The organism is Pedobacter sp. T50_32 (genome assembly GCF_057652195.1).
This window is the reverse complement of record NZ_JBYFBY010000001.1, coordinates 282,068-295,000: the sequence shown is the minus strand read 5'-3', so window position 1 is coordinate 295,000 and position 12,933 is coordinate 282,068. Positions and strand designations below refer to the sequence as shown.

Sequence of the window (12,933 nt, the reverse complement as noted above, 5' to 3'; positions counted from 1 at the left end):
AAGGATGATTAGCATGAAAAAATATATAGGCATTTTATCGCTTTGCTTTTTAGCCCTAGCATCGTGTAAAAAGAACGACCCAATTACCGAGTTGGGCTCGTCAAACAATCAATTTGCTAGTCAGTTGCGAGTAACTTATAACAATACAAGGCCGGCGTTTGGCGATACCTTGATCGTAACGGCATCTACTTGGCAAAGAGATGATAAATTTAAACAGGTAACATTTTATGAGACTGTTGTAGAAAGTTTCGGTATACAGCTAGCTTTAAAAAACGGTACCTCAATCGTTACGAGAACAAATGATGAGTCTACTTTAACACTAGTAGATTCTATAGCAAAGAAAAGTGCAGTGCTTGATGTGCAAGCGAGCGAATTAGATAATTATTGGGTAACATCATCTAGCAACTATGTAATTAACCACCAATATAAGGTAGAGCCTAAAGTAGGTAAATATGCAAGTGATGCTACAATAATTACTACTATGGGCGACGGTGAGTTTGCTACGCTTAAAGGCTTGCTTGCGTACACCATTACGCGTAACGATTATTTGGCAATCTTCCCTACAGCACCAGCTTCGCACTTCACAACAGGAGGTACGTATATATTAACTGCTGCGGGGATGCAGAATTTAAGAAACAACTGTACTAAAGCAATGCTTGCAGCTAACGTTAATACGGTTAAGAAAGTAGGGAATTACAGTGTAACGATAGATGTAAATGCTGTAACACCTTCAAACACGATTACAGCCGCAACACGAACTTTTGATATTACCTTATAAAAATAAGATCATGAAGAAATTTAAATTATTATTGCTTTTGATTGGGCTTATTTACCTAGGCTGTTCAAAAGAGGAAATTACAACAATTGGGCAACAAGGCAATTATGCCGCAAATTTCGATTTCCCTACTGGTGTGGTAAATGTGCCTGCTAAAGTGGTACTTACTAACCGTTCTAAAAATGCAGATAAATACCGTTGGGAATATACCGGAGGTAAAACGCTTAATAAAAGTGGCCTTTCAGACGTTTCGGTGTCAGAGAAAATGGTTCCAGATACTATCTTTTATGAGCTTCCTGGAGAGTATACGGTAAAGCTAACAACATGGCAAGGCGATAAGGCGCAAGAGGTGAGCAAAAAAATTACCTTAGTAAAAATGCAGCCTCGCATCATTGTGCCAGCAAATATTGCTGTATTTGAAGATGTGCAGTTCGATGCTAAAGCTTTTAACTATCCAGGTCAACCGGTAACTTATTCTTGGGATTTCGGCGCAGCTGGAACTTCTAATATTAAAAATCCAGTTGTTAGGTTTACAACAGATGGCGAGCATATTGTTAAATTAACAGTAAACGACGGACAGGAAACAATCACCGTTGAGGCTAAGGTTCAGGTAAAAGGCGAATTAGCTAAAACTATATATTTTACTGATGTAGTTACTAAGAAAATTTATGCTTACAAACTTACAACCTCAACACCATCTACGCCAATTGCGTTACCAGGTATTACTACGGGAGTTAGTCCGCTAGGCTTATCTGTTTCGGGAAACAAAATTTATTATTCGGAAGCAGGTTTAGGATTAAGATTTAGTACTGGCGTAAATGCAGATGGCGATGGTTATTTAAAGTCATTTAACTTGGATGGTACTGGTGAGAAAATCATTACCAGGAATACCGGAACCGGAGCTTACAATGTCGATCCTTGGTTGCATACTGTAGATAAGGATGGTAATATTTGGTGGGGCACAAGAAATAATGGTGTACATGTAATCAATGCATCATCTACCGAAGCTCCATATCCAGCTTTTAGAATTAGGGGTGTAACCTCTACTGGATTTAGTTCTAGTTCACACTTCTATTCTGGTATTAGAGAAGTTGGCGACGAGATTTGGGTTTCATTTACAGGAAACGGAGGTCGCGGTTTACATAAATTTAAGAAAACCGGAGAATTTGTTAGTGAGATTACAAATTTGAAAGATATCGGTATCAGGCAGTTTGTGGTAGATAGTAAGAATAATCATATTTATCTTGCTATTAACAGAGCGACTGCTTATGAACCAGGTATTTACAGGTGTAATATGGATGGCAGTAATATCGTAGCTGTTTACAACACACCGTCTGCCATGGGCTTTACTGCAGCAACAGGATTTAGCGATCAAGGCTACGTGGGTACAGCGGCATTTCCTTCTGGTGAGGCAATTTACGTAACAGGGATGGAGCTAGATCAAGATGATGATGGTAAAGGCTATCTATATTTTGGTTACAGAAACAGAACAGATTCGTTCGGTACTAATGCACCTCAATCTGTAGGATCTGGTGCTAACTCTGGTATCATGCGCTATAAGTTAGATGGAACGCAACCTGCTGGGTTTTTAATAAAAGGTTATGCGCCTTATGGCATAGCTATAGATAACGTAAAAAGATAGAGAAACTATGACTATCCTCTTTGATAGAGGATAGTTTACTTTAATATAGATTATGAAAAAATATTTTTTATTATGGATTGCGGCGCTCGCATCGCTTACGGCATGTCAGAAGGAAATAGCGCAGGTGCCAGATGGTTATGGCGCTAAAGAGTTCGTAAAGCCTACTACACCATACGTTGCTGATAATACGTTTAAAAAGGTCGCCTATTTTCCAGCTTACAGAGCTATTGCCGATATTGACACGACATCTCTAGATCATTTAACGCATGTTATATTCTCGTTCTTAAAACCTAGGGCAGATGGAACACTGGTACTAGACGATTCTAGGGAAAGTGTTAGAAATGTTGTTGCATTAGCAAAACGACATAATTGCAAAATTGTAATTGCTTTAAATGGAGATAGTAAAATTTATACCACTTTAATTTCTAGCCCTACAACTAGAAGATTGTTGGTGCAAAATATTGTTAACTATGCGATACAAAATCAGTTTGACGGCGTAGATATGGATTGGGAATATCCTAATGCTACAAAAGGTAACGATGTAACTTTCGGTATTTTCATGACCGAATTAGCAGCTGAGCTACATAGTTGGCATAAATCATTAAGTATGGCGGTTACAGCAGGTATTTATGCCGGTCCTATTAAAGACGGAATTAACCAACAGGCTATTGATGCTTGCGATTTCGTAAATTTAATGGCTTACGATGGTATAGGTACAGATTCTGCCAGTCCAAATCACCACTCAACTTATGCAATGGCAGAGAGGGTGTTGAATATTTGGTTAACAGACAAGAATTTACCAGCCGAAAAGGCTGTGTTAGGTGTGCCTGCTTATGGTAAAACTTCAGGAAATACTGCGATGTCTTTTAAAGATTTGCTTAAAGCAGGCGCAGATAAAAATGGCTCTGTATTTGCCGTTCCGGGAGGTGCTACTTATTATTATAATGGCATTTCCGATATTCAACAGAAATTTCAATTAGCTAAAACTCGTGCTAAAGGCATTATGTTTTGGGAGATTGCTCAAGATGCAGCTGGTGAAAATTCATTGATACGAGCGGCAAAATAGCTATTTAGTATTTTAACCTCAACAGAAAAGGCTTTCAGAAAATGGAAGCCTTTTCTGTTGATACTCAAATTTTTAGAGTATTGCGTATTTTTGCGGGGTTCTTCGTGAAAGAGTTCTGTTTTTGTTAAAAAAATGTTAAAATTTTCTTTTTTTACTGAAAAACAAATGTTTATATTTACCTAAACTATTTGAACTGCGTGTATATGCGGTTTTATAACCAACAAAATATCTATTAACTAAAAAAACTTTTATGAAAAAAAAATTACTCATGCTATGGGTGGGAGTTTTTCTTCTAAGCTTACAAGTGCTAGCTCAGCAAAAGACTATTACAGGTAAGGTTTTAGATGAAGACAGACTGCCTTTGCCCGGAGCTACCATTAGAATTAAAGGTGCTACCGGTGGTTCCACCGCCTCTAGTGACGGTGTTTACTCGATTAAGGCTAGTGTAGGCCAAACGCTTGTCTATAGCTTTATCGGAACAGTTAGTCAAGAAATAAAAGTTGGAAGTGATAACGTAATCGACGTACGACTTAAAAACGATGCAAGCCAGCTTTCTGAAGTAGAGATCACTGGTGCCTTGGGTATCAAGGAAACAAAAAGAGCGTTGTCAACTTCAAGTCAAACCGTTAAGGGAACCGAGGTGGCGCAAACCCAGAGGGAAAACTTTATCAATGGTTTGCAGGGTAGGGTTGCAGGTTTAACAGTTAATAGTACATCTGGAGTTCCTGGAGCATCTAGCTCTATTATTTTAAGGGGTATCAGTTCAATTAACAGTAATAATCAACCTCTAATCGTAATTGATGGTATTCCTTCAGATAACAGTACATTATCTACTGGAGAATTGGCGTCGTCCATTGGTTCTACAACTCAGAACCCAACTTCAATGGAAAACAGAGGGATTGACTTTGCGAATAGATCTTCAGATTTTAGCCCTGAAGATATTGAAGATATCACCATCTTAAAAGGTCCTGAAGCTGCCGCTTTATACGGTATTGACGCTGCAAATGGAGCTATCATTATTACTACCAGAAGAGGTAAAGCGGGTGATGGAAGGATCAACTATAGCAATGCCTTTAGAATAGATCAAGTAACTAGAATGCCTGAAGTACAACAAGTTTATGGAGTGGGTGTTAGTGGCTTAACCGAGAATGTTACCGTTTCTCCGGTTAGATATTTCGGTGCAAAGTATCAACCAGGGACCACACTTTATGATAATGTGTCCGATTTCTTTTTATCTTCTTTGACACAAAAGCATAATATGTCTTTCGAAGGGGGTAGTGATAAAGCTACTTATAGGATTTCTACCACTTATACAAATCAAAATGGAGTGGTACCTACTACTGGATATGACAGGTTTACTTTAAGTGGTGCAACAAACGCTAAAATTAATAGCTGGTTTAATATCGATTTGTCTTTAACTTACAGTTATGCTGCTAATGATAAAGTTTTTAATGGTACAGGTGGACCTTTATTGAGTTTGATGACTTGGCCAAGTGTAGATGATGCTAGAAATTACTTAACTGCAGGAGGTCTTAGACGTCAATACTTTGATAATTTAGATCCAAACGACGAACTTGATAATCCGTATTTTAACGTTAATAAGAATGATATTAAGGATGTTAACAACAGGATTTTTGCAGCGACTTCGTTGATTTTAACACCTATTAAAGATTTTACTTTTACTACCAGGATTGGTTTCGATGTGGGTAACTTTTCAAGCGAAATGTTTCAACATCCAGAAACTGCTCGAGCTTTCCTTAGAGGTGGAGCTTTTACGCAGATTTCAAGAAACACTCAAAACTTAAATGTTAACAGTTTTGCTAGATATCAGAAAGAATTGTTGCCAAAACTTAATTTTAGCGTTTTAGCCGGTGCCGAAATGAAGCAAGAAGAATCTTCGTCATTATCTTCTTACGGTGAAAAGTTTTTGGAACCAAATTTCTCATCAATTAATAATACAACAGCAAGTACTAGAAGGGCATTAAATACAAAAGTGCAAAGAAGAATTGCTTCGGTTTACGGACAAATGCAATTTAACTATAATAGAATTGCCTATTTAACTGTAACAGGTAGAAATGACTGGTCTTCTACTTTGCCAGTGGCTAACCAATCTTTCTTTTATCCTTCAGTATCAGGTAATATCAATTTTACGGATATCAAAGGTTTAGAAGGAATAAAGAAAGTTTTAAACTCTGGTAAAATCCGTGCAGCTTTTGCCCAAGTAGGTCGCGATGCTAGACCATATAAAATTTACCCCGCTTTACAATTTGAAGATCTTAGTGTTGGCGGGTATCGCTACGGTTTTACTGGACCTAACTTTGGTCTAAAACCAGAAAAGGCAAAATCTTTTGAGGTTGGAACTGAATTATCTTTTTTAAATAGCAGAATTAATGTTGAATTTGCTTACTACAAAAAGAGAACTGAAGAACAAATTGTAAGAGATATTAGAGCTAGTTATGGTACAGGATTCGTATTGATGGATATGAATGGCGGTATCACACAAAACCATGGTTACGAAACGTTGTTAACATTTAAGCCTATACTTAAAAAGGATTTCACGTGGAATGTAATCGCAAACTTTGATGTTTCTAGGTCAAAAGTAGTTTCTTTACCTAGAGATTTGCCAGAGTCGTACAATTCTGACACATGGTTATATGGTAACGTAAGAAAAACTGCTAGACCAGGAATGCCGTTAACAGCGTTTTCAGGAATGTTTTACATGAGAAATAATAATGGCGATATCTTAATTAACCCAAGTACAGGTATTCCTTACCGTTCTCCTGATTTTATTACCAATGGAACAGATACTTGGCCAGAATGGACTTTAGGGTTAACAAACGAATTTAGCTATAAGAACTTTAGATTATCATTCTTGTTAGACTTTAGAAAAGGTGGAGACGTATTAAATGCAACCGAACATTACTTAACTCAAAGAGGCTTATCTATGAGAACATTAGATAGAGAAACTCCTCGTGTAGTAAAAGGAGTGTTAAGAGATGGTTTGGAAAATTCTGCTAATCCAACGGTTAATAATATCGTAATTAATCCATTTTTTGATCAAACCTATTACTCTACAATGAGTGAAGAGTTGTTTATAGAAAAAGATATAAATTGGATTAGATTAAGAGACGTTACACTTTCTTATACTTTACCAAGTAAACTTCTAGCTAGGCAGAAATTCTTTAAATCGGCTTCGGCATTTGTTACCGCTACAGATGTATTTTTGATTACAAATTATTCAGGAGCTGATCCAGTGGCAAACGGTAATAACGCATCAACTGTAGGTTCAGGGGGTATGGGAATAGATTATGGAAACTTCGCAATTTCTACAGGTGTTAATTTTGGTATTAGAATAGGTTTATAATATAAGTGAATTATGAAAAGTAAACTCATAAAATTGTTTTTAATCTCAACCATTATCGTTGGCTCAGGCTGTAAGAAATGGTTGGATGTCAATAAAAGTCCTAACGCACCAGATGTGGTAGCGCCTAATTTATATTTAGGTCCTTTAATGACGAATTTTGTAGCCGCACCTACTTGGGACGGTAGATATACAGGTAAATATGCTCAGTTTTGGAGTCAGAACTCAGCGCTAGATGTTTGGGACAGACACGGATATCAATTCACTGCGGGCGATATCGCCTCAGAGCAGTGGAGGGCAATATACTTCCTAGTGGGCTATAACCTCATAGATATGATGAGGCTTTCTGAAGAGGAGCAGAGATGGGATTTGTTGGGTATTGGACATATCTTTAAAGCTTGGGGCTGGTTGAATTTAACAACTACTCACGGTCAAATTATTGTAACACAAGCTTTTGATACCAGCAGAAAAACTTTTGATTATGACAACCAAGATGTGGTGTATGCTGAAATCATCAAGCAATTAGATTTAGCAATTGAAAACTTAAAAAGAACTGATGGAAAAGTTGATGCTAGCTATATCGGTTCTAGAGATATAGTTTATAATGGAAATAGAGAAAAATGGCTTAAATTGGCTTATGGACTAAAAGCGATAAGCTTGAACCATCTATCAAATAAATCCATTTATGATGCAAGAGCTGTAATAACCGCTGTTGATAATTCGTTTCAAAGCAACGCTGATGACGCTAAGTTTAAATTCACAGGAATTGATAACGTTACTAAAAATTTCCTAAGTCCTGACAGAGGTAATTTTACTAATGTTCGTCAAACCAATTTCTTTGTGAAGATGTTGAACGGAACTGAATTTGACGGTGTGGTAGACCCTAGGTTAAGCAGATTGATTTTCCCTTCTACAGATGGTACCTTCAACGGAGTTGAACCTACATTTGGCGTAACTGGAATACCTGCTAATAAGATTCCAAGAACTATTTGGGGAACCACTACATCTGGTCTTGATTTACCAGGTAATTATGTGTTTAATGCTAAATCTAGCTTTCCAATAATGACGTATGCGCAATTACAATTTGTAAAGGCAGAAGCAGCTTTTTTATTGGGAGAAAAACAGACTGCGTTAACTGCGTATGAAACTGGTATTGCTGCACATCTTGATTTTGTAAATACCGCAAATGCGGAAGCGGCAAATCCAGCTATTACACAAATTACTGCAGCAGAAAAAACAACTTTTCTGAATTCAGTAGCTGTAAAGAAAACTATTAGCACTTTAAAGTTGGGAGATATTATGTTGCAGAAATATATTTCACAATGGGGTTGGGCATTTAACGAAGCTTGGACAGATTTGAGACGCTATCACTATACTGATTTGGAGCCAGGTAGTACAGACAAACAGGTTTTTAGAGGCTTTTTAATTCCAGAACCTGATAGACTTGCTACTTCAAATTTGAGTAAGCCTGCATATCGCGTTAGACCAAGATATAACTCTGAGTGGGTTTGGAATTTGGAAACATTGAAGAAGATAGGTGGAGATAAGGAAAGCTATCACACAGATATAATGTGGATTTTTGAAAAAAACTAATTTAAGATTATGAATAAGATCTTTTCTAGATACGCCTTTTTAGGCTTAGCTGCTATAACATTAATGTTTGGCTGCGAAAAAAATGCGGTAGTAGATATTACCCGTCCTTACGATGGAGCATTGTTTAAGGTGTATAATTTTGCATTTGTTAGGAGTAACACCACTCCTTATTTAACATTTAATTCATACGTTAATGACATTAAATTTGCAGCAATTCTTTCTACTACAGGTACAGAAAGCGCTGATGGATTAGCACGTGGAGGATTGACACCAACTAGGGGTTATTCTTTAACTCCGTTCGGTAATGTTACTTTCAAAGCGTTTACGCCTAAAAATGCACTAACAAATGCTGCCACAGGTTTTGGGCCTGATTTAGAGATAGCCAGTGTTACCGCTAACGTTCAAAATGGAAAAAATTATACTTTTTACGTTTGTGGCGAATTTACAGCAGCAACAAAAAAGGCTGATGGTTTTATCGTTGAGGATGTGCTTCCAGCTCCAGATACCGCTTTCGCATACGTAAGGCTAGTTAATCCTGCACCTAATACGAATGGATTGTCATTGGAATTAACTAGATCGTTTACTATAGATGGTGTACCAGTAGTAGATGTTACTACTCCCATTAATGGCGTTGCTTATAAATCTGGTTCAGAATTTGTAAAAGTTACTCCTGGTTTGTATACCTTAAGATGCATTGATAGTCCTAGCGGTAAGTTTGTAAACAGAGCCACGGCTACTGCTTTACTTAGAAATAGAATTTACACGTTTACTGTACGTGGAGATTTGATGGGCGCAACGAGTTATCCAACTTTGTTCCTCGATTTTACAGAGAACAGATAAACACATAAACACTAAAGCCCCGAAATTTTCGGGGCTTTTTTTGTTCCCACACCTCGGCAAAATTCCTATATTTGCCCAAAACCTTTTAACCATGGCAAGTTTTACCCTTACATCTGAAAGCTGGAATAAAGTAAAGACAAAGTTTTTAAGAAAATATCGTGAGTTAGCGGCGGTAGAAATCAACTTTACACCTGGACAAGAGGATCAGTTAGTACAAACTTTGGCCAAACTGGTAAATAGAGATAATGCCTATATAGAGTTTACGATCCGCAAGGCATTGGCAGACCCTGATGGTAACAGGTTATAAGTTTCCTCACTAGCGGCTCGTCTTTCTATTCTTTTTTAGTAAATTTACTTTTCGTTATTTATCGGTTGTCGCTATTTCCTAGTGCAAGCGCAATAACTTTTTCATTTTAAAGATATGAAGAAAGTAAAAACTATACTTCTCTGCGCTACTTTAGCCGTTACCTCGCTTACTTTAGCTTTTAAGGAAGATCTTTTTCAGGTATCAAAAAATCTCGATGTATTTGCATCTCTTTATAAAGAAATCAACATCAATTATGTAGATGAAACCAATCCTTCGGAGTTGATGAAGCATGGTATTGACGCCATGTTGGGTAGTTTAGACCCGTACACAGAGTACGTGCCAGAATCGGAGATTGAAGATTACAAAATGAAATACATCAGTACCCAATATGGAGGAATTGGTGCGGGAACTTTAAATATTAACGGTAAACTTTTTGTAAATGAAGTTAGTGAAGGGCATCCTTCCCAAAAAAATGACATACGTCCAGGAGATCAGATTGTAAAAATTAACGGTGTAGAGATTGAGGGCAAAGAGCGCTCACAAATTAGTCAGTTATTACGTGGACCAAAAGGCTCTCCAGTTAATCTAATGTTATTGAGGGATGGTACGGTAATCAACAAGACAATAAATAGAGAAGAAATTAAGCAGCCAAATGTGTCTTATTCTGGAATGTTAGATGACCAAATTGGCTACATCAGATTAGACAAGTTCTTAGAAAATTCTGGGCAAGAGGTTAGGGAAGCCTTAGAGAAAATCAACAAGCAAAATCCAAAAGGTCTCATACTAGATTTAAGAAACAACGGCGGAGGCATATTGCAAGAAGCCGTGAAGATTGTTAACCTTTTCGTAGATAAAAATATCTTGGTGGTTACCCAAAAGGGACGTAATCCGGAAAAAAGTGTTACTTACAGGACTACAGCTAATGCCATTGCCCCAAATTTACCAGTAGTAGTTTTAATTAACGGAACTTCAGCCTCAGCATCTGAGATTGTTGCGGGTGCACTGCAAGACTTAGATAGGGGCATTGTAGTGGGACAACGCAGCTATGGCAAGGGTTTGGTACAACAAACATTTAACTTGCCTTATAATAGCTTAGTTAAGGTTACGGTGGCAAAATATTATACGCCATCTGGGCGATGCATTCAAGCTTTAGATTATGCGCACAAAAAACAAGATGGATCGGCAGGGAAATTTGCCGATAGTACATTAAAGGCTTTCGGTACAAAAGCTGGAAGAACGGTATATGATGGCAATGGTGTTTTTCCAGATGTAGAAATAGAACCAACCAAGTACAGTCCAATTACCATCTCTTTGTTTACTAAGAACTTGTTTTTCGATTATGCAAATTCATTTAAGAAAGCTAATAAAACAATTACTTCTGCTAAAGAATTCCAAATCAGCGATGCGAATTATACCCAATTTTTAGCTTCATTGTCTGATAAGGATTACAGTTATACTTCTAGATCAGAACGTTTGTTAAACGAGCTTACCAAAGAAGCTGAGCGAGAAAACAAAGCCACAACCGTAAAAGCAGATCTTGAAGCTCTAAAACTTAAAATGACTTCGGTCAAGAAAAGTGACTTAACTACGCATAAAGCCGAAATTAAGCGTGCTTTGGAAACGCAAATTATCAGTCGCTATTTTCATGAAAAGGGTAGGATAGAGCAATCTTTTCAATACGATAAGGAAATTGCAAAGGCAAAATCATTATTCGGTAACCAGAGCCAAATGTTAGCTATATTGAAAGGAGATGGTAACCATAAAACGATTGGCAGTCCAACCTTAAAAACAGATCAAGCTGAAAACTAAAAAAGTCCCGACAAATCAAATGTCGGGACTTTTCTATGTCTATATAAGTCTCCCTTTTAGGGGGAGATTTAGAGGGCTTAATCCATTGCATGTAGTCTCACCTTTAAGCCTTCCATTGCAGGGCTTAATTGTAATTGGCAAGCCAATCTTGTATTAGGGAGTAAATCAGGTAAAGTATCCAACATCGCATACTCATCATCGCTCATTTCGTTCAGCTTCTCCTCACCTTCAAGCACATCTACACTACATGTTGCGCACAAGGCCATGCCGCCACACGTAGCTAATACATCGTACTCACTAGCTTTTAAAAACTCCATCAAGCTCAGTCCCATATCAGTTGGCGCTACAAGCTCAGCTACGTTTCCTTCTCTGTCTTCAACAGTTATATTGATATCACTCATGTTTTATATCATTAACCGCAACGGTACCGAAGGCACAAAGCGGTTTTTATTCCTTATATCTTCGTTGTTATTTAAAACTCGCTTACACCATTAACCGTAGTGTACTTCATGGTATATTTTACACCTGGGTTCATGTATTGATAAGCGCTGTGGCTCATTAAAGAGGCTTCGTGGAAACCACATAAAATCAGTTTCAATTTATTGGTGTAAGTGTTGATATCACCGATAGCATAAACGCCTGGTACGTTGGTAGAATAATCATCAACATTCACCTCAATAGCACTTTTGCTAATATTTAATCCCCATTGCTCAATAGGTCCTAATTTTGGACTTAAACCAAACAAAGGAATTAAATGATCTGCTTCTACAGAAATAGTTTCCATTGTTTTGTTATGGATAATTTCAACAGTTTCTAACTTGCCTTCGCCATGTACAGCGTTTAAATTGCTATTTAAAATTAAGTTGATTTTACCTTTTTCTGCTAGTTCCATCACTTTTGCAACTGAATCTGGAGCACCTCTAAAGCTTTCACTGCGGTGTACCAAAGTCAATTCGCTACAAACTTCAGCCAAGAAAATTGTCCAATCTAAAGCAGAGTCGCCACCACCAGCAATTACCATTTTCTGATCACGGTATTTCTCTGGATCTAAAATCATGTAATTTACGCCACGGCCATTTTCAAATTTCTCCAAACCAGAAACAGCAGGTTTGCGAGGTTCAAAGCAACCTAATCCGCCAGCAATAACAATTACTTTAGCTTCAATTACGGTACCCATGTTGGTAGTCAACACAAAATCAGCCTCGCCTCGTTTTTCTAAACCTTCAATTCTTTCGCCCAAAGTAAAACCCGGATGAAAAGGTTTAGCCTGCTCCATTAAGTTATCTACTAGTTCTTGAGCCAATACCGATGGAAAACCAGGGATATCGTAGATTGGTTTTTTAGGATATATTTCTGATAGCTGACCGCCTACCTGTGGCAAATAATCAATTAAATGGCAGCGCATTTTTAGTAAACCCGCTTCAAAAATTGCAAACAAACCAACTGGCCCAGCGCCTATAATAGCTATATCAGTAGAGATCATATCAAATAAAATTTTGTGCAAAAGTACAAAATTAAGTTTTAAAAAACGGCAGCTATT

At 37.5% G+C, this 12,933-nt stretch carries 10 protein-coding genes; 8 read left to right on the top strand and 2 right to left on the bottom strand.

The features are described 5' to 3' along the window. The first annotated feature begins 13 nt into the window (after window positions 1–13). The 8 genes from AC23ME_RS01320 (at window position 14) to AC23ME_RS01285 (ending at window position 11,393) form a co-directional block, all read left to right on the top strand. Window positions 14–778, top strand: coding sequence for a hypothetical protein (locus AC23ME_RS01320; RefSeq protein WP_487725941.1), 765 nt, complete (start codon window positions 14–16; stop codon window positions 776–778). A 10-nt stretch (window positions 779–788) separates the two neighbouring features. Beyond that, window positions 789–2,417 (top strand): PKD domain-containing protein, encoded by a 1,629-nt coding sequence (locus AC23ME_RS01315; RefSeq protein ID WP_487725940.1) that lies wholly within the window; start codon window positions 789–791, stop codon window positions 2,415–2,417. Between the two features lie 52 nt (window positions 2,418–2,469). Then, window positions 2,470–3,483 (top strand): glycosyl hydrolase family 18 protein, encoded by a 1,014-nt coding sequence (locus AC23ME_RS01310; protein WP_487725939.1) that lies wholly within the window; start codon window positions 2,470–2,472, stop codon window positions 3,481–3,483. A gap of 250 nt (window positions 3,484–3,733) precedes the next feature. Next, complete coding sequence (locus tag AC23ME_RS01305) at window positions 3,734–6,847, top strand: SusC/RagA family TonB-linked outer membrane protein (RefSeq protein WP_487725938.1); 3,114 nt, start codon at window positions 3,734–3,736, stop codon at window positions 6,845–6,847. A gap of 12 nt (window positions 6,848–6,859) precedes the next feature. Beyond that, window positions 6,860–8,437: a SusD/RagB family nutrient-binding outer membrane lipoprotein gene (locus tag AC23ME_RS01300; RefSeq protein ID WP_487725937.1), complete on the top strand. Its 1,578-nt coding sequence runs from the start codon at window positions 6,860–6,862 to the stop codon at window positions 8,435–8,437. Between the two features lie 9 nt (window positions 8,438–8,446). Further along, window positions 8,447–9,277, top strand: coding sequence for a hypothetical protein (locus AC23ME_RS01295; protein WP_487725936.1), 831 nt, complete (start codon window positions 8,447–8,449; stop codon window positions 9,275–9,277). A gap of 91 nt (window positions 9,278–9,368) precedes the next feature. Continuing rightward, window positions 9,369–9,584 carry a hypothetical protein gene (locus AC23ME_RS01290; RefSeq protein ID WP_487725935.1) on the top strand — a complete coding sequence of 72 codons (216 nt, stop codon included), beginning with the start codon at window positions 9,369–9,371 and terminating at the stop codon, window positions 9,582–9,584. Between the two features lie 114 nt (window positions 9,585–9,698). After that, window positions 9,699–11,393 (top strand): S41 family peptidase, encoded by a 1,695-nt coding sequence (locus tag AC23ME_RS01285; RefSeq protein ID WP_487725934.1) that lies wholly within the window; start codon window positions 9,699–9,701, stop codon window positions 11,391–11,393. Window positions 11,394–11,470: 77 nt separating this feature from the next. On the opposite strand, the gene AC23ME_RS01280 is transcribed toward AC23ME_RS01285, so the two are convergent. Both AC23ME_RS01280 and AC23ME_RS01275 read right to left on the bottom strand, forming a co-directional pair. Further along, complete coding sequence (locus tag AC23ME_RS01280) at window positions 11,471–11,794, bottom strand: 2Fe-2S iron-sulfur cluster-binding protein (RefSeq protein WP_138727963.1); 324 nt, start codon at window positions 11,792–11,794, stop codon at window positions 11,471–11,473. 71 nt (window positions 11,795–11,865) lie between these two features. After that, a complete protein-coding gene (locus AC23ME_RS01275; RefSeq protein WP_487725933.1) occupies window positions 11,866–12,876 on the bottom strand; it encodes an NAD(P)/FAD-dependent oxidoreductase in 1,011 nt (336 codons plus the stop codon). Window positions 12,877–12,933 lie beyond the last annotated feature (57 nt).